General features: G+C 73.0%; 12 protein-coding genes. 6 read left to right on the top strand and 6 right to left on the bottom strand.

The window, feature by feature from the left end:
- Positions 1 to 75: 75 nt before the first annotated feature.
- Positions 76 to 5,157, bottom strand: a complete 5,082-nt coding sequence (locus F7Q99_RS33025; protein ID WP_153468560.1) for a hypothetical protein — start codon at positions 5,155 to 5,157, stop codon at positions 76 to 78.
- Positions 5,158 to 5,213: 56 nt separating this feature from the next.
- On the opposite strand from F7Q99_RS33025, the gene F7Q99_RS33020 reads away from it, so the two are divergent.
- Positions 5,214 to 6,341 carry a hypothetical protein gene (locus F7Q99_RS33020; RefSeq protein WP_153468557.1) on the top strand — a complete coding sequence of 376 codons (1,128 nt, stop codon included), beginning with the start codon at positions 5,214 to 5,216 and terminating at the stop codon, positions 6,339 to 6,341.
- Positions 6,342 to 6,408: 67 nt separating this feature from the next.
- Here F7Q99_RS33020 and F7Q99_RS33015 read toward each other — a convergent pair whose 3' ends face one another.
- Positions 6,409 to 6,750 carry a hypothetical protein gene (locus F7Q99_RS33015; protein WP_153468554.1) on the bottom strand — a complete coding sequence of 114 codons (342 nt, stop codon included), beginning with the start codon at positions 6,748 to 6,750 and terminating at the stop codon, positions 6,409 to 6,411.
- A gap of 69 nt (positions 6,751 to 6,819) precedes the next feature.
- A complete protein-coding gene (locus F7Q99_RS33010) occupies positions 6,820 to 8,007 on the bottom strand; it encodes a hypothetical protein (protein ID WP_153468551.1) in 1,188 nt (395 codons plus the stop codon).
- Between the two features lie 442 nt (positions 8,008 to 8,449).
- On the opposite strand from F7Q99_RS33010, the gene F7Q99_RS33005 reads away from it, so the two are divergent.
- Both F7Q99_RS33005 and F7Q99_RS33000 read left to right on the top strand, forming a co-directional pair.
- On the top strand, positions 8,450 to 9,391 hold the full coding sequence (locus F7Q99_RS33005; RefSeq protein ID WP_153468548.1) for a TIGR01777 family oxidoreductase: 942 nt from the start codon (positions 8,450 to 8,452) through the stop codon (positions 9,389 to 9,391).
- 100 nt (positions 9,392 to 9,491) lie between these two features.
- Positions 9,492 to 9,881 (top strand): ribonuclease domain-containing protein, encoded by a 390-nt coding sequence (locus tag F7Q99_RS33000; RefSeq protein WP_153468545.1) that lies wholly within the window; start codon positions 9,492 to 9,494, stop codon positions 9,879 to 9,881.
- Positions 9,882 to 10,044: 163 nt separating this feature from the next.
- Here F7Q99_RS33000 and F7Q99_RS32995 read toward each other — a convergent pair whose 3' ends face one another.
- Positions 10,045 to 10,374: an effector-associated constant component EACC1 gene (locus tag F7Q99_RS32995; RefSeq protein ID WP_153468542.1), complete on the bottom strand. Its 330-nt coding sequence runs from the start codon at positions 10,372 to 10,374 to the stop codon at positions 10,045 to 10,047.
- Positions 10,362 to 10,589 carry a hypothetical protein gene (locus F7Q99_RS32990; RefSeq protein WP_153468539.1) on the bottom strand — a complete coding sequence of 76 codons (228 nt, stop codon included), beginning with the start codon at positions 10,587 to 10,589 and terminating at the stop codon, positions 10,362 to 10,364. Before F7Q99_RS32990 ends, F7Q99_RS32995 begins: the two co-directional genes overlap by 13 nt.
- Positions 10,590 to 10,745: 156 nt before the next feature.
- On the opposite strand from F7Q99_RS32990, the gene F7Q99_RS32985 reads away from it, so the two are divergent.
- Positions 10,746 to 13,208 carry a helix-turn-helix domain-containing protein gene (locus F7Q99_RS32985; protein ID WP_326847428.1) on the top strand — a complete coding sequence of 821 codons (2,463 nt, stop codon included), beginning with the start codon at positions 10,746 to 10,748 and terminating at the stop codon, positions 13,206 to 13,208.
- Positions 13,209 to 13,325: 117 nt separating this feature from the next.
- The gene (locus F7Q99_RS32980) at positions 13,326 to 13,769 is read left to right on the top strand and encodes a hypothetical protein (RefSeq protein ID WP_230211122.1); all 444 of its coding nucleotides are present in this window, start codon (positions 13,326 to 13,328) and stop codon (positions 13,767 to 13,769) included.
- Positions 13,770 to 13,805: 36 nt separating this feature from the next.
- Here F7Q99_RS32980 and F7Q99_RS32975 read toward each other — a convergent pair whose 3' ends face one another.
- Entirely contained in the window at positions 13,806 to 14,717 is a 912-nt protein-coding gene (locus F7Q99_RS32975) for a glutaminase (protein WP_153469497.1), read from the bottom strand.
- Positions 14,718 to 15,061: 344 nt separating this feature from the next.
- On the opposite strand from F7Q99_RS32975, the gene dnaK reads away from it, so the two are divergent.
- Positions 15,062 to 16,918: a molecular chaperone DnaK gene (gene dnaK / locus F7Q99_RS32970; protein ID WP_153468536.1), complete on the top strand. Its 1,857-nt coding sequence runs from the start codon at positions 15,062 to 15,064 to the stop codon at positions 16,916 to 16,918.
- Positions 16,919 to 16,991: the final 73 nt, after the last annotated feature.

Raw genomic sequence — 16,991 nt, 5'->3', positions numbered from 1 at the left:
TATTTCACATTCGTAGCCGAGGCCCCGTCAATGGCCGCGACGCCGCGAGGAGAGAGCACCGGCCGACGTGGGTGTTCACTCCAGGCCTGTCCAACGTTCCGATCCGCTGCGGGTGTTGAGGCGCTCACCGATGCGGACCGTCTCCACGACCATGGTGGGGTTGCCGCTGTCGGCGGCGGTGGCCAGGAGGAAGGCCGCCGGGTCGTCGGTCCGGCGGCGGATGCTGACGCGGATGAGCAGGCGTTGGAGTTGGGGCGGGCCTTCCCAGCACAGGCGGACGAGGTGTTCCCACTGCTCCCGGTCGGTGCGGGCGGCCAGTTCCGAGACGGGCCGGTACCACCGTTGGACGACGCCTTCGAGCGAGCCGCCGATCGCCGCGAGTCGCCGGGCGGCGACGCCGAACAGGGTGACCGCCTCGGTACGGGCCTCGACCGCGAGGCGCTCCAGCAGGCGGCCGACCACTGTCACCTGCGCCGCCTCGGTGGCCTCCAGGAGGTGGCGCTGGGCGGCGCGACGGGCGGCGGACGCGGCCGACGCCGGGGTGATGGGGCTGTGCCGGAAGGTGAGGACGGCCCGGCACTCGCGGGCGACGTCCTCGCACTCCGCCTGCCACTTCCTGCTGTCACCCCGGTACTCGGGGACGCCTTCGCCGGCGGCGCTGCGCCGGAACTCGGCGTCGAGCGCTTCGCGTTCGACCGTGCTCAGGGTGCCCGGCGCGGAGTGCTCCACGACCGACCGGGCGAGCAGCAGCGTGGCCTTCCTCGCGTGCGGGTGGCCACCGAGCCGCAGGGCGGCGAGCAGCCAGCCGACCGACGGCCGCTCGATGGCGCCGCGTTCGATCAGCCGGGCCCACAGGTCCTGCGACTGCTTCTCCGCCGCCGAGCCGTACTGACCGGCCCGGCCCTCCTGGCACAGCGCCGTGAGGGTCGCGCTGTGCCGCCGGAGTGCGGCCGTGAGGCGCACGTCCTCCGTGACGGCCTTCTTCTTCTCGTCGGCAGCGGCCTTCCTCAGCGACCACGCCAGCCAGCCCGGGTCGAGGAAGCGGTCGACGGTGCCGTCGGCGAAGAGGTGGTCGAGGAGTTCCGGATGACGGGGCAGCAGCGGCTGGAGGCAGGTGGTGATGGTGCGGTTGACGTGCGACCGCTCCGCCTTTCCCTGCTCGTGGCCGAGCGCGGCACGCCGTTCGCGCCACAGCCGCAGCGCCGTGATCGCGTGCCGGTGCCCGGCGGCGGCGCCGGCGGCGACGATCGACTCGGCGCGCTTGTCGGTGAGCCAGACCCGCTGCAGGGTGTCGGCGGACGGCACGCGGGGGGCAGGCGAACCGGGGGCGCCGTCCGGCCACGCCTCGGCAAGGAGGGCGGCGACGGTCTCCACCGGGAGGGCGCGGCCCCAGGCGTGTACGGCCAGCAGCTCGGGTTCGGCGGCGGGGGAGGGATCCGCCAACAGCCGGAGCTGTCCAGCGAGCCAGCCGCGGACGATCGCCGGGACCGCGTCGCTTCCGTGCGGGGCGGGACCTGCGGGCGTGTCACCGCCGACGGAGTCCGTCCGCGCCTGATCCGCCGTGAGCAGCGGCACCAGCAGACCGTCCGTCAGCAGCATCTTGTTCCCGTGCGTCGAGCAGTCGACCGCGGCGGCGAGCAGCGCGCCGGCCCGATCGGGCGCCGCCCGCAGGGCGAAGTCGCCGACGGCCCGCACCTGCGCGTGCGAGGTCAGCGACTTCGGCCGCCGGACCGCCGCCCCGAGCACCCGCTCCAGCGGCGGCTGCCGGTCGGCCGGACGGGCCAGCCAGACGGCGGCGGTCATCCGGCCGAGTGCGGCCTGGAGCCTGATCGCCTCCTCTCCGGTGGGGCTGTCGCCCGGCCAGCGCCGCCGCATCAGGACGCGGATCAGGGTGAACGGCGTCTCCGGCCACTCGTACGGCCGGGCGGCCAGGCGGATGCACCGGGCCAGCGGCACCAGCTGCCGGCGCGGGTCGACGAGCAGGGCCCGCAGCCGCGGCCACACCCAGCGCGGGTGCTTCTCGCCGAGCGCCTCCAGCAGGTGGAGGGCCCGGCTGACCTCCGACTCCTGGCCCGCGACCCGGGCGACCAGCCACGCCCACAGGCAGCGGTCCGGCTCGCAGGCGCCGAGGCCGCAGGCCCCGGGCCGGTGCGGCACAGACAGTCGGGGGCAGGTGCGGTCGACGGTGGCCACGGCGCTCTCGGGGAAGCTCTCCGCGAACCGGCACAGGACGTCCACGATCGCCCAGCGCACCTTGGTGTTCCCGGTCCGCCAGAGCCGGTGCAGCTCGTCCGCGATGCGGGCCGGATCGCGGTGGCAGACTCCCGGCAGGGCCTCCAGGTAGACCTGGGCGAGTTCGGCCGACAGGCCGCCCTGGTCGTCGTATGGTGCCTCGTTGTGCGGTTCCTCGTTCGGTGCGCCGTTCGGGGCGACGTGCACGGCGCCGTCCAGGACGCCGGCCATGGCTGCGCGCAGCGCGGGCCCCGGCTGGGGCAGCCGCGCGTAGACGCGCAGCAGCAGGGCCTGGCGGTTGTGCTCAGGCGAAGGGTCCCGGGCCAGGTCCTCCAGCAGCGCCTCCGCACGGGCGGCGACGCCTCCTCCCGACCGGCCCGCCTGGACGAGGGCCTGTTCGACGACCGCCAGGCGGAACTGGTCGTTCGGACGGGTGCGGAGCCAGTCGAGCAGGTCCTGGACGGGGTGGCCGAGGCCACGGCCCTCCAGGGCACAGAGGCCGTGCCCGGCCGCGTACTCGAAGAGCGTCTGGTGGAAGAAGGAGTACTGGAGCAGGGCGCCCTCGCCCTGGCGTTCCACCACCCCGCGCGTCACGAGCGCGTCGAGCCCCGGCGCGGCGTCCGCCTCGGGCCGGAAGGGCGCCATCCGTCCCGGCAGCCGGCCGCGCACCGCGGCTGCGGGCAGTTCGGGCCGGCCCTCGGCGAGCATCAGCTCGGCCAGCGCCTCGGCGGCCCGGGAGACGTCCGCGGTCTCCGCGGGGGCCGTGCCCGCCCGGAGGTCGCGGCGGATCCGGTGCTCCCAGTACCGGTCGTACAGGTTGGTCGCGTCCACCTCGGCGACGTCCGGCAGGCCCGGGGCGGAGACCTCGAACAGCAGCCGCAAGGTCAGCGGGACGCGGCAGACCTCGCGCAGCGGCAGGCCCTTCACCGCCGCCGTGGTGACCGCCTGGTAGACGTCTTCGACGGAGACCTCGGCGTTCCGCGCGTAGAAGTACCGGGCGTGGGTGCGGACCGCCTCGTCCTGCTCGCGGTCGTTGTACGGGCCGAGCTGCTTCCACCCGAGGCGGTAGTCGTCGGCGGTGCCGCGCAGACGGTGCGAGTCGAGATCCCGGCTGGTGAGCAGCAGGGGAATCGCGTGCTCTGCCGCGAAGTCCAGCAGTCCGAGGAGGAGTTGGTCGCCGCCCGGCTGGGAGAGCAGGACGTCGGCGGTGTCGACGAGGAAGGCGGCCCGTTCCCTCAACAGCGTTCCGGCGGTGCGCAGTTGCTCCAGGGAGACGGAGGCGGCGCCGCTCCGGTCGGCCTCGCGGGCGCAGAGGTCGCCCGCCCGCAGCAGGTAGGGGCGTCGGCCGTTCGCGCCGTCGTGCTCGGCGTCGTGCCCGGCGGAAGCCGTGGCCGCGGCCAGGCGTGCGTACAGCCGCCACAGCAGCGTGGTCTTGCCCATGCCGGGCGCACCCACGACGCAGGCCGACTCGCCGTCGTTCAGCATCCGGAGCAGGGACCATTCGAGGTCGCGCTCCACGTACAGCGAGGCGAGGTCGAGCGTCGCGTCTCCGAGGGCCGTCCCGTCGTGGTGCCCGGCCGCCTTGAGCGCGGAGCGGCTGCAGCGTTCGAGGTCCCGGAGGGCGGCCTGTGCCGGGTCGCCGGGGTGCACGTGCTGCGCCGTGTCAGGAGCCGTACTGACGGCGACGGAACTCGGCGCGGTCGGTGTGGCGGGCTGCTCAGCGGGGTCGGGAAGCGGGAACACGTCCGTCGGTGTCCAGTGCCGGTCGTACTGCTGCATGAACGCGGCTGCCGCGGAAGCCGCCAGGCGCAGGTACCACCACTGCCGCGCCGGCTCCCGCGACCATCCGATGAACAGCAGCGCGTTGGCCGCGAGCGCGAGCCGGGTCGCCATCCGCCACTCGCCGCCCCAGTTGTTCCGCCGGGCCCAGTCGAGGCCCGTCCGGTGGACGGCGGCGACGGCGTTGCGGAGGTTGGTGGGCAGGACGCCGTCGTCCGACGCTTCCGGGTCGACGGCGAGGAGGTGGCGCCGCAGCGCCTCCTGCTGGTGCTCGTCCGTGGGGAGTGCGAGGTCGGCGACGGAGAGCAGGAGGGTCATCGGGTCGTGCGCCAGAGGCAGGTCAGGGCCGAACGAGGCGAGGTCGATGAGTCTGAACTCGACGTTCCCCCGGGCGAGTTCAAAGGTGTCGAGCAGGACGTTGCCGGGGTGCAGGTCCCCGTGGGCCCGGCCGACGAGCACGTCGAACCCGATGTCCGCGAAGGCCTCGTGCCCGCGGGCCATGGCCAGCGGGTTCGGGGTGACCGTCCCGTCCGGGAAGCGCAGACCCGGCGCCGTGCTCCCCCACAGGCCCGGCACGGTCGCGGCCCAGCGGGCCAGCTTGCCGCTGTCGGCCAGGCGCGGGCCCAGCTGGGGCGCGAGCACGTCGTGTACCGTACGGACCTCGGTCTCCGCCTCGGGGTTCCACCCGGACAGGACGGCCCGCACCACCGCGGCGCAGAGCTCCGGGGTGACCGAGGTGCCGAGGCGGTCGCCCAGCAGCGCGGCACCGTCGAGGTCGCCGAAGGCGATGTCCTGGAACATCAGACAGCCGCCGTCCGGCAGGGGGACCGGGTCCCACGGCTGGTCCACCAGGTAGGAGTCCCGGAAGCCTTCCGGGGAGAGCTGGAACGCGCGCTTGTGCGCGCCCGCCTCGCGACGCGCACGTTCCCCGGGCGGGCAGTGCTTGAGGAGCGCCTTCCGCGTGGCGCAGCCGTCCTCCTCGACGGCGATGCTGACGACCGCCGCGTCCGTGCCACCGCCGCCGATCCGCCCGGGCCTGGCCGTCCGCGCCGTACGGCAGGTCTCGCGCATCCAGCCCTCAAGCGCCCGCCAGGCGTCCTCGCCGAGGATCTCCCGGAGCTCGCCGGCCATCGACTGCCGTGGCACGTACACCCCCTGATCACCGATCAGGAATACTCTACGGCGGATCGAAGGGGGAGCACATGGCCGTGGTGCGGGGCGGTAGCGGATCGAGGGGCGGATGGCCGGTCCGGCGTTGGGCTGCCGTCGGGATCGGAGCGTCGGCGGGGTTCGGGCTGCTCAGCCTCCTGCTGTACGCGACCCAGTGCGGCGAGCCGCTGGCCGTGCTCGGCTCCGGGCTGGCGGTGGCGGCGGCCGCAGCGGTCGGGGGCGGCTCCGTCGGCTTCCTCTTCGGCATTCCCCGGGCCGTGGCCGCCGAGGGACACGACGCCGCAGGCACGCAGGGCGCCCTCGGTGGAGCCGCACCGGCCGCACGCCCGACGTACACCGCCAACACCAACCTGGAGCAGGTGTCCGACTGGCTGACCAAGCTCCTCATCGGCGCCGGCCTGACCCAACTCGGCGCCGTGGGCGACGCCGCCCGCAGCATGCTCGACGCCCTCGCCCCGTCGCTCGGCGGCCGTCCGGACAGCCGGACGTTCGCGGCGGCACTGGTGCTGGACTTCCTCGTCCTCGGCTTCCTGACCGGCTGGCTGCTCACCCGGCTGCTGCTCGCAAGCGCGCTCTCGCACGCCGACCGCCAGGCGCTGGAGTCCTTCGTCACCGCCCAGAACCTGTCGGACACCGGCGACGTCGAGGGGGCCGACCGGTACCGGGCCCGGGCGATGGAAGCCCTCGGCCTGCCGGTCGCCGAAGCCGAACGGTACGACGGCATCCGTCGGACACAGCCCAGCGGACCCCCGCGTACGGCCACCATGCAGGCTCTCGTCGACGCCGCACGCCAGTCCGCCGCGAGCACCGGGCTGACGGCTGACCAGGTGGCCGACTTCTTCGCAGCGGGCGGCGAAGGGCAGCGGATCTACGCGCTGGCCCTCATGCAGGGCGATCCCTCCCTCGTGACCTGGACCTGCGTGTTCGACGCCATCGAGCACTCGCGTTCGGCCTTCGAACAGTTCCAGGCCCTCGTCGCGGCCCGAACGGCCGTCCACCGCCTGCCTGCCGTGGAGCACGCCATGCTGCGGCGGACCCTGGAGGCCCAACTGCACGGCGGCTGGATATCCCGCTCGGTCCAGCGCCGTCACATGACCGAGGACATCCTTGCCGCCCTCGCCCACCCCGCGGGCGCGCGCCCGGCCGCGGAGCCGATCTGAGCTGCGGCGCCGGCCGACGGGACGCACGCCTGCCTCTACGTGGCGCCTGCCGTCACCCCGCCTGTCGTCACCCGCAGAACGGGGCGCGGGCGGCCAGGACGGCGCCGAGGCCGGCGAGGGCGGCGACGAAGGCCAACGCCCAGGCTGCGATGCGCATGTGCCGTTGCTCGGAGAGGGCGGCGAGCCAGGACAGAACGAGCGCCACGGCGCCCGCGCCCGAGAGGACGATCGCCCACAGTTCGGCGACCATCCGGCCGGTGCCCTTGCCCCAGCCGCAGCCCTCACCGGGGTGTCCGAGGAGATACCAGGAGGCCACGGCGCCCGCCACGAGCAGGACCGTGCCGATCAGCGGCGCGAGCGCGCGCCGTGTCGCCGGGGGAGTGCGGGGAGTGGGGGGAGTGTCAGTCACGCTTGGGTTCCCTTCGCCGTGCGGTACGGGGTGGGCCGGCCCCGGCCCACCCCGTGACCCGTCACCGCTCTACTGCCCGCGGACCGCGGCGCTGAGGAGTGCCGCGGTGTGGATGTTCCACCGCACCGCGTAGGAGACGTTGTCGCTGGTGCCGCCCTGCTGGTAGCCGCCGAGCGAGGCGATGGCGATGCCGTACCCGGGCGCCTGCTGGCCGAAACGCTCCATCAGGAGGGAGCCGGAGACCCCTTCGTGGTAGTTGTCGCAGGGGAAGACGAGCTGCCAGAGCCAGTTCCGGGCCTGCCGGGTCCAGGTGTAGCACTGGAGCGGGTTGTCCCGGTTGTCGGGGTAGCCGGTGATCTCGACCCAGTTGTCGTAACCGGCGGTGGTGCGCCAGCCGTTGGCTCCGACGACGTCCTGGATCTGCCGGCCGTTGCGCTTGTTGAGGACCATGAACCCGTAGTCGTAGTCGGGGTGGAGGTTCTTCCTCCAGGAGGACGCGATCCAGCGGTCCTTGACGGTCCACTTGCCGTACGGGGCCTGGCCGTTGTGGTAGCCGGGCACGAAGACCGGGTTGGGCATCGGCACCGGCGGCAGCCAGCTCGCCAGCTTGTTCCAGATGCAGTGGCCCGCGGTGGCGATGATGTTCCCGGTGGAGGTGCTGATCACGGTGCCGGTGCAGCGCTGGTGGATCGGGCCGACGTTGAAGAACAGGGCGCCGACGGTCGGCAGGCCGTTGGTCGGCCAGGAGCTTGACCTCGGCTGGGCGATACGGCCCGTGAGGTCCTGCGCGGTGTCACCGGAGTTGTCGGTGTCGTCGGACTGGGCGTCGTCGGGCGGGTTGTCGACGGGCGTCGCGTCCGCGGAGTCGGCGTCCACCGGTCCGGTGGGTGCGCCCGGATCGACGGTGGCGTCCGGCGTGGCCGGGGCGGGCTGGGCCAGCCAGGACTGTGGACCGATGATCGGGGCGCCGGTGACCGAGGAGTCGCCGCCCGACACGCCAGGCGCGACGTCCATGTTGACGGCCGACTCCATCGCCTCGGGCGTCCAGGAGTCGAGTAAGGCCTGAGTCGCGTCCGGGTCGCTGTCGTCGTCGCCGGCGATCCGCTCGACGTTGGAGTACCCGGACAGGTCGTCGGAGGCTGCGCTGACGGACGGCCCGGTGGGCGGGCCCGCCGCGAGCGCCGAGGCGGAGGTGCCCAGCGTGGCGGCCGAGAGGGCGAGCGCGATCAGGGTTGAGAGTGCGGCATTTCGGAGCAAACGAGGACGTCTCATTGGATGTTCCCCCGGTTGGATGAGAGCGCAGGGGGCAGCCGAAATGCCGTCGCGCGATGGCCCCCCGGTGCGCGGTGAGCGACCACCGCCCGGTGGCCGACGGTGGGTAGCGTCTCAACGCTCCATGGGGGCGGTCAAGGTTTTCGCCGCGCTGGGAAAGTCGTGTGATGAGACGTCAAGGTTGATGCGAGTATTGACAGTTGGGTAATCGTGGCGCTGCTGTGGCGGGCTGTCGACGGTGAGGCGGAAGTCCATCCGGCATCCGGCGCCGAAGGCCTGTGCCTCGACCGTCGGAGCCCGGAAGCGGCCCGCATCGCCGACGTTCGGGCCGCAGGGTTCCGGCGCACCTCAGGGGACCTTCCGGCCCAACTTTGAACGCGTTCAAGTTTTTGGGTTACGCTCAGAGCCGGACATGAGGGGAAGTCTGATGAAGATCGTCATATCCGGAGGATCCGGGCACCTGGGCATGCTGCTCGACCGCACGCTGACCGCCGCAGGCCACGAGGTCGTGATTCTGACCCGCAGGCCCCGGCGCGAGCGTGAGGTCGGCTGGGACGGTGAGACCCTGGGTCGCTGGGCGGCCGAGGTGGACGGCAGCGACGTGGTGGTGAACCTCGCCGGTCGGAGTGTCAACTGCCGCTACACCGAGACGAACCGGCGGGCCATGATGGACTCCCGGATCAACTCCACCCGCGTGCTCGGCGAGGCCGTCGCGGCAGCCGAGCGCCCGCCCGCCGTCTGGCTCCAGATGAGCACCGCCACCATCTACTCCCACCGTCACGACGCGCCCAACGACGAGCGCGACGGCCTGATCGGCGGCGACGAGCCCGACGCCCCCGCGTACTGGCGCTACAGCATCGAGATCGCCCGTGCCTGGGAGCAGGCCCAGCGGGACGCCGACACCCCGCACACCCGCAAGGTCGCGCTGCGGACGGCCGTCGTGCTCGGCCCCGAGCGGGGTGGCGCCCTCGACGCGCTGTCCTGGCTGGCCCGCCTCGGTGTCGGAGGCCCGATCGCGGGCGGACGGCAGTACGTCTCGTGGATCCATGACCGCGACTTCGCACGCGCTGTCGAGTTCCTCATCGCCCGCGAGGACCTTTGCGGTCCGGTGAACCTCGCCGCCCCCAACCCGCTTCCGCAGCGCGAGTTCATGCGAGCGCTGCGCGCCGCGTGGGGCGTGCCGCTGGCTCTGCCCGCGACCCGGTGGATGGCCGAACTGGGCGCGTTCGCACTCCGCTCGGACACCGAACTGCTGCTGAAGAGCCGCCGTGTGGTCCCGGGTCGCCTGCTGGAGGCGGGGTTCGACTTCGAGCATCCGGACTGGCCGGCAGCGGCCGGCAACCTGGTGCGTCGCCTGCGCGGCCGTTGACTGACTTCCTCAAGTCGCCTGCTCGTACCGGCAGTTACCCACAAGTGAAGAGTTGTCGCGGGGCTTTCGGTGCGAGCCTGCGGCTCGCACACTTGTTTGCATGACTCGAACTCTACGCGCGTGGAAGACCTGTGCCGCCGCTGCCGTCGTCGTCCTGACCGCCCTCGCCCCCGTCGCCGTCGCCACCGAGGCGAACGCCGCCGTGAGCGGCAACGTCTGCCTCACCGCCCTGCCGCCCCAGGCCAGAACCACGCTCAACCTGATCGCCTCCAACGGGCCGTTCCCGTACCCGCACGACGGCATCGTCTTCCAGAACAAGGGCAGCGTGCTCCCGCGCCAGTCCTACGGCTACTACCACGAGTACACCGTGGTGACCCCGGGCGCTCCGACCCGCGGCGCCCGGCGGATCGTCACCGGCCTCCGGTACCACGAGGACTACTACACCAGCGATCACTACGCCACGTTCCATCTGATCAACTTCGGCTGCTGACGCCAGGAAGCAGCCGTCCGTCCACGGCCCCGGCACACTCCGCGCCGGGGCCGCCACCATGTCCGAGCCTTTGCGTTCGAGCGCGACCGGAGTTGGAGTGCCCGCCCGGAGCCCCGACGGACCGAGCACCGGCGCAGTCGGACCTGCCCCCCGCCGCAGGGGCTCAACCCCGGAGCCGCTTCAGCCGCAGGCGGCCCGGTGCCTCCTTGCCGCCGCCGTCCGCGTGCAGGGTGATCGTCCAGTCCGCGGCCCGCACGGTGACGCAGGCGCGGGAGCGGCGGGAGCGGATGTAGGCCGGAAGCGTCCGGACGGCCCGGGTGAGTGTCCCGCGGTCGGCGGTCACGATCAGGAGTGCCGCGCGGGCGGGCGGGCCCGCGATCTCGTCGACGTCCACCACCCCGGGGATCCGGCGCAGGTGCTTGCGCAGCGAGCGCAGTTCGCCCGGATCGGACACCGACACCTCGGCGCGTCCGCCGGTCGTCAGCGGTGGCACGAGGCGGCCAGGACGAGCAGCAGGATCACGACGCCGAGCGTCGCGAGGCAGCCGGGGCCCTCGCCCGGCTTCTTGCGGTTGGTCTCCACGCTGCCGCCGGGCGGGACGTCCGGGTGCCGCTTCGCGTAGTGCTCGATCTGCAACTCCTGGGCGCGGGACTCGCCGAGCCATGGTGTTCTGTACCCGCACTCACCGCACCAGTAGCGGTAGGCCATGTCGCATCCTCCAGTGTCGTCGGTGTCCGGAGCGGACAGTCCGAGCGTGGAGTTCGTGCGGGTCGGTGGACAGGTCATGGCACCGGCCATTTGTGACCGGCCGTCACGGTAGGCTCACCGGCGGTCGTACGCGGTCAAACGGAGGGGTATGCCGGAGTGACGGAGCAACTCGGCGCGCTGTTGCGTCGGTTACGGATCGAGGCGGGGCTGACGCAGGAACAGGTGGCGGAGCGGTCCGGGGTGAGTGTCCGGACGATCCGCAGGCTGGAGCGGGGCGGGTCCACCGATCACCGGCTGGGGACGGTGAACCTGCTCGCGGACGCGCTGGGGGCCTCGCCCGAGGACCGGCGGCGGCTGGCGGCGACGCTGGCGAAGTCGCAGCCCGTACCGGAGTCCGGGCCGTCCGAGCCCTCGTCCGCTCCCGCCGAGCCCGTGGCTGGACCCGCGACCGAACCTGCTGACAAGCCCGCCGACGCCCCGCCCCCGATCCCTGCCGTCCTCGCCGACGCCGCCGCCGAGTTGGCGACGGAGGTCCGCCGCCGCTGGCGCTGCGAGGAGGAGCAGCGCCGGGTGCACGACCCGTTCCCGCTCCCGGTGCGGTGGCAGCGAGCGCCCGAGGGCCTCATGGACGGCCCGGAGAACGTCCAGCGCCTCGCGCCCGGCGAGGCGCCCGGCCGCCTGGACCTGGACGGCGACCTGCGCTCGGTGGCCGATGCCTACCGCCGGATCCCGTCCGGCCGGCTGGTGGTGCTGGGCCGGGCCGGCTCGGGCAAGTCGATCCTGACGATCCGGTTCGTGCTGGACTTCCTCCAGGCGAGGGCCGCGCCCGACCGGGTCCCGGTGATCTTCAGCCTCGGCTCGTGGGACCCGACGACCACCGCGCTGCGCGACTGGCAGATCGACCTGCTCCTGCGCGATCACCCGCACCTGGTCGGTCGCGGCCCGGGCGGAGCGACGCTCGCCGCCGCCCTGATCGACGCCGATCTCGTCCTCCCGGTGCTGGACGGCTTCGACGAGATCGCGGAGGGCCTGCGCCAGGAGGCCCTCGACGCGCTCAACGCCACCTCGCAGCCGCTCGTGCTGACCAGCCGGCGCGGTGAGTTCGCCGAGGCGGTCGAGGCCGCCCGCACGCCGCTGGTCTGGGCCGCCGGGATCGAGCTCACCGACCTGACCCCCGACGACCTGGCCGCCTACCTGCCGCGCACCGCCCGGCCGGTGGCCCACACCGCCGGCGGCGACGCCGAGCCGATCTGGGACCCGGTCCTGGAGCAGCTGCGGCGGCGGACGGAGGGCAGCGCGCACCTCGCCAGGGTCCTGAGCACCCCTCTGATGGTCATCCTGGCGCGGACGATGTACAGCGACGCGCCCGACCGGAAGCCCGCCGAACTGCTGGACGCGGAACGATTCCCCACCGAGCACGCGCTCGAGGAACACCTGCTGGCGGGCTTCGTCCCGGCCCTGTACCGCCGCCGCGCCCCGGAACGCGACGCGGCCGGCCCCCGGCGCCGGTGGCGGCACCCGGACGCGGATCGCGCCGAACGGTGGCTCGGGCATCTGGCCGACCACCTGATCCGGCTCGACCGGCACGACCTCGCGTGGTGGCAGATCGGCGGCTCGGTGCGGCGCCCGACCCGCGTCCTGGCCACCGTGCTCGCCTCCGCGCTGTGCGTCGCCGCGGCGGAATGGCTGGTCGGCCTGTTCCTGGTGGTGGCCTACGCCGGCGACCCGACCGTCAGGGGCGAGAGGTACCTCCTGGAGGGCGTCCTGCTGGGGCCGATCGGCGGGCTCGCCTTCGGGTCCGTGTACGGGGTCATGACGGTCCTCGGCGTCCTGGCCCCGGAGCCCACCCACGTGCGGCTCCGGCTGCCCGGCACCCGTCACGGCGGCGGCCCCAGACCCGTCCGGGTGTTCACCGGCCGCTTCGCGATCATCCTGCTCGGCGGCACCGTGATCGGCATCGGCGGTGCCACCGCCCAGACGCTGGAACGCGCGGTCTACTTCGGCCTCCCGCTCACGGACGGCGGGGTGATCGAGGGCACGCTCATCAACATGCTGGTGTACGGGCTGATCTTCGGCGCGGCCGCCGGGCTGGTGTTCGGGCTCACCGGCATGCTCGAAGTGCCGCTGGACACCGCCTCCGCGGCCACCCCCGTCGCCCTGCTGTCCTCGAACCGCGCCGCGGTGAGCCGGCAGGTCCTGGTCCTCGTCCCGGCGTTCACCCTGGCTATCGCCCTGGGCGGGCGCCTGATGGTCGACCTCCTCCGGGGGCCGCTGGGCGAGATGTACTGGCCGCTCGGGGACGGGTTCTTCATCGGAGCCATCGGCGGGATCGGCGGCGCGCTGTCCTATGCGCTGGGCTTCACCGCCTGGGGGCAGTGGCTGATCCTGGCCCGCGTCTGGCTCCCGCTGACCGGCCGGCTGCCGTGGAACGTCGCCGCCTTCCTGGACGACGCCTACCAGCGGGGGGTGCTGCGCCAGACCGGGGCGGTCTACCAGTTCCGCCACCTGCGGCTCCAGCACCACCTCGGCCACGCCTTCCGCCGCCGGCAGGCCGACTACCGGCCGGCCACCTTCCCCGACCGCGATCCCGACCGCGACGAGGCCCCGGCCGGGAGCTGAAGCGACGGGCTTCCGTTCGTGGTTGACAGCCGGGATGACGGGGCTGAGACTCGTCGGACGTGAAGTGGCCGCTGGAGGACCAGAGGGCCCGCCCCATGGCACGAGGGGTGCTGAACCATGACCCTCTACACACCGTCCGACGGAGTTCCCGAGACAGCGGCTGCCCGGCCGTCGGCCGTCCGCTGGCCCGGAGCCGTGCGCCAGCCCGGGTGCCCGGGGTTCGAGCAGTCGGCCAAGGACTGGCTGTTCGACCTCGCGCCGGCGCGCTGGCGTCACGAGCAGGTGTTCCACCGCCATCCGCTGGAACTGGCCTGCATGCTCCGCCTCCACCTGGACGCCCAGGTCATCGCCCTGCAGGCAGGTCTGAAGGCGCTGCGGACGGCCCTGCTCGGCACACCGCAGCGCGCCGACGACGCCGAGACGATCGGTGCCTACGTCCGCGAGCAGGCCTGGGCCAAGGCCGTCCGGGAGCAGGTCAAGCTGGTCGAGAACGCGCTCCACGCCGCGGGCGGCAGCGCCGCGCGCAAGCGCGTCGCCTGGCGCATCGTGACCAACCCGTGAGGAGTCGGCCGGGCTGCCACCGCTTCTCGGCAGGCCTCAGAAGATCGAGCAGCCCGACAGCGTGGTCAGCGTGTCCAGGGCGGTGACCGCCGCCACCGAGTTGCCGGCCTGGTCCAGGCGCGGGCCCCAGGCGCAGACCGCGGCCCGGCCGGGCAGTATGGCGAGGATGCCGCCGCCCACGCCGCTCTTGCCCGGCAGACCGACCCGGAAGGCGAAGTCGCCGGCGGCGTCGTAGGTGCCGCAGGTGAGCAGGACGGCGTTGACGCGCTTGGCCTCGCTGCGCGACATCAGCCGGGTGCCGTCGGTGCGCACGCCGTAGCGGGCCAGGAAGGAGCCGGCGAGGACCAGGTCGCGGCAGCTGGCGGCGATCGCGCAGTGCGCGTAGTAGTGGTCGAGCACGGTCTCGACGGGGTTCTCCAGGTTGCCGTGGCTGGCGATGAAGTGGGCCAGTGCGGCGTTGCGGTGGCCGTGCTCGGCCTCCGAGGCGGCCACCACCGGATCGGTGTCGAGCAGCGGGTTGCCGGACTCCCGCCGGAGGAACTCGCGGACGGCCCCGGAGGCGTCGCCCGTCAGGCTCTGCAGTCGGTCGGTGACCACCAGCGCGCCCGCGTTGATGAACGGGTTGCGCGGGATGCCGTGCTCGGTCTCCAGCTGCACCAGCGAGTTGAACGGGTTGCCGGACGGCTCCCGGCCCACCCCGCGCCACAGGGCGTCCCCGCCGTGCGCCAGCGCGAGCGCCAGGCTGAAGAGCTTGGACACGCTCTGGATGGAGAACGGGCGCTCCCAGTCCCCGACCCCGTACAGCTCGCCGTCGACCGTCGCCACGGCCATCCCGAACGCCTCCGGATCGGCCGCGGCGAGCGCCGGGATGTAGTCGGCGACACGCCCCTGACCCGCCGTCGCCAGCGCGGCCGCTGCCGCCGCGTCCAGCAACCGCCGGTAGTCCAGGCTCTCCTCGACGGGCACACCGCTCACCGCTGTTCCTCCACCACGCGCACGATCTCGGCCACGATTATCCGTGCTCGGCCGCGACCGCCGAACCCGGGGCACCCGTCGGGCTCTGTTGCCGTCCGCCCGCGGCCACGGCGCCGCCGACACGGGCGCGGTCCGCGCTTCGGGTCCCCCCGATCGGCGCGACCGCGCCCTTGGCCTTCGTGATCGAAGCACCCAGGCCCGCGGCGGCGTGCGGCCCTCTCGCTTGACGGCGCCTCGATCAGGTCCTACGCCTGAAGTGGAGGCGAAAGCCGCCGGGGGGTCCTGCCGGAGGAGGGGGGAGGACCAGGAGGCCGGAGATGACACGCGCAGTCGGGATAGACCTGGGCACGACGAACTCGGTGGTCTCCGTCCTGGAGGGCGGCGAGCCTAGCGTCATCACGAACACCGAGGGCGCACGGACCACACCGTCCGTCGTCGCCTTCGCGAAGGGCGGGGAGGTGCTCGTCGGCGAGGTGGCCAAGCGCCAGGCGGTCACCAACGTCGAGCGCACCGCCCGGTCGGTCAAGCGGCACATGGGCGAGAGCAGCTGGCACTTCCCGGAGAGCGGGGACGTCGAGGGCAAGCGCTACACCGCGCAGGAGATCTCGGCCCGGGTGCTCCAGAAGCTCAAGCGGGACGCGGAGTCGTACCTGGGCGAGAACGTGACGGACGCCGTGATCACGGTGCCCGCCTACTTCAACGACGCGCAGCGCACCGCGACCAAGGAGGCCGGTGAGATCGCCGGGCTCAGGGTGCTGCGGATCATCAACGAGCCGACCGCCGCCGCCCTCGCCTACGGGCTGGACAAGGAGAACGACCAGACCGTGCTGGTCTTCGACCTCGGCGGCGGCACCTTCGACGTCTCCCTGCTGGAGATCGGCGAGGGCGTCGTCGAGGTCAAGGCGACCAACGGCGACACCCACCTGGGCGGCGACGACTGGGACCAGCGGGTCGTCGACCACCTGGTCAAGCAGTTCGCGAACGGCTACGGCATCGACCTGTCCAAGGACAAGATGGCCGTCCAGCGTCTGCGCGAGGCCGCCGAGCGGGCCAAGGTGGAGCTGTCGGCGGCGACGGAGACGACGATCAACCTGCCCTACATCACGGCCTCCGCCGAGGGCCCGCTGCACCTGGACGAGAAGCTCAGCCGTGCGCAGTTCCAGCAGCTCACGGCCGACCTGCTGGAGCGCTGCAAGTCGCCGTTCCACCAGGCGGTGAAGGACGCGAAGATCAAGCTCTCGGACATCGACCACGTGATCATGGTCGGCGGCTCGACCCGGATGCCGGCCGTCACCGAGCTGGTGAAGGAGCTCACCGGCAAGGACCCGCACAAGGGCGTCAACCCGGACGAGGTCGTCGCCATCGGCGCCTCCCTCCAGGCCGGTGTCCTGAAGGGCGAGGTCAAGGACGTCCTGCTGCTCGACGTCACCCCGCTGTCCCTCGGCATCGAGACCAAGGGCGGCATCATGACCAAGCTGATCGAGCGCAACACCACGATCCCCACCCGCCGGTCGGAGGTCTTCACCACGGCCGAGGACAACCAGCCGTCCGTGCAGATCCAGGTCTACCAGGGCGAGCGCGAGATCGCCGCGTACAACAAGAAGCTCGGCATGTTCGAGCTGACCGGCCTGGCACCGGCGCCGCGCGGGGTCCCGCAGATCGAGGTCACCTTCGACATCGACGCCAACGGCATCATGCACGTCGCGGCCAAGGACCTCGGCACCGGCCGGGAGCAGAAGATGACCGTCACCGGGGGCTCGGCGCTGCCGAAGGACGACATCGACCGCATGGTCCACGAGGCCGAGCAGCACGCTGAGGAGGACCGGCAGCGCAAGGAGGCGGCCGAGACCCGTAACACCGCCGAGCAGCTCGTCTACTCGACGGAGGCGTTCCTCCGCGACAACCAGGACAAGGTCCCGGGGGACGTGCGCGGCGAGGTGGAGACGGCCGTGGCGGAGCTGAAGGAGAAGCTCAAAGGCGAGGACGGCGCCGCGATCCGGGAGGCGAGCGACCGGCTCGCCCGGGTCAGCCAGAAGCTCGGCCAGGCCATCTACGGCCAGGCGTCCGCCGGGGGCGACGGGACGGGCCCGTCCGGCGGGCCCGGTGCCGCGGCCGACGAGGAGGTCGTGGACGCCGAGATCGTCGACGACGAACGAGGAGGCAAGGCCGGCTGAGCCCTCTTGTCCATTCGGCCCGAGCGGGGAGACGCTGGGAGGAAGGGGGTGACGCCGAGGGCAGGAGGCATGC

Origin of the sequence: Streptomyces kaniharaensis, from assembly GCF_009569385.1 — a bacterium.
Classification (GTDB): domain Bacteria; phylum Actinomycetota; class Actinomycetes; order Streptomycetales; family Streptomycetaceae; genus Kitasatospora; species Kitasatospora kaniharaensis.
Note: the sequence above shows the minus strand (reverse complement) of the source record. Positions and strands in the feature narration are given on the sequence as shown.

Excerpts from the sequence above, each read along its gene's own strand:
- F7Q99_RS33020 (WP_153468557.1), top strand. The coding sequence starts at position 5,214 with ATGGCCGTGGTGCGGGGCGGTAGCGGATCGAGGGGCGGATGGCCGGTC.
- F7Q99_RS33005 (WP_153468548.1), top strand. The coding sequence starts at position 8,450 with ATGAAGATCGTCATATCCGGAGGATCCGGGCACCTGGGCATGCTGCTC.
- F7Q99_RS33000 (WP_153468545.1), top strand. The coding sequence starts at position 9,492 with ATGACTCGAACTCTACGCGCGTGGAAGACCTGTGCCGCCGCTGCCGTC.
- F7Q99_RS32990 (WP_153468539.1), bottom strand. The coding sequence starts at position 10,589 with ATGGCCTACCGCTACTGGTGCGGTGAGTGCGGGTACAGAACACCATGG.
- F7Q99_RS32980 (WP_230211122.1), top strand. The coding sequence starts at position 13,326 with ATGACCCTCTACACACCGTCCGACGGAGTTCCCGAGACAGCGGCTGCC.
- dnaK (WP_153468536.1), top strand. The coding sequence starts at position 15,062 with ATGACACGCGCAGTCGGGATAGACCTGGGCACGACGAACTCGGTGGTC.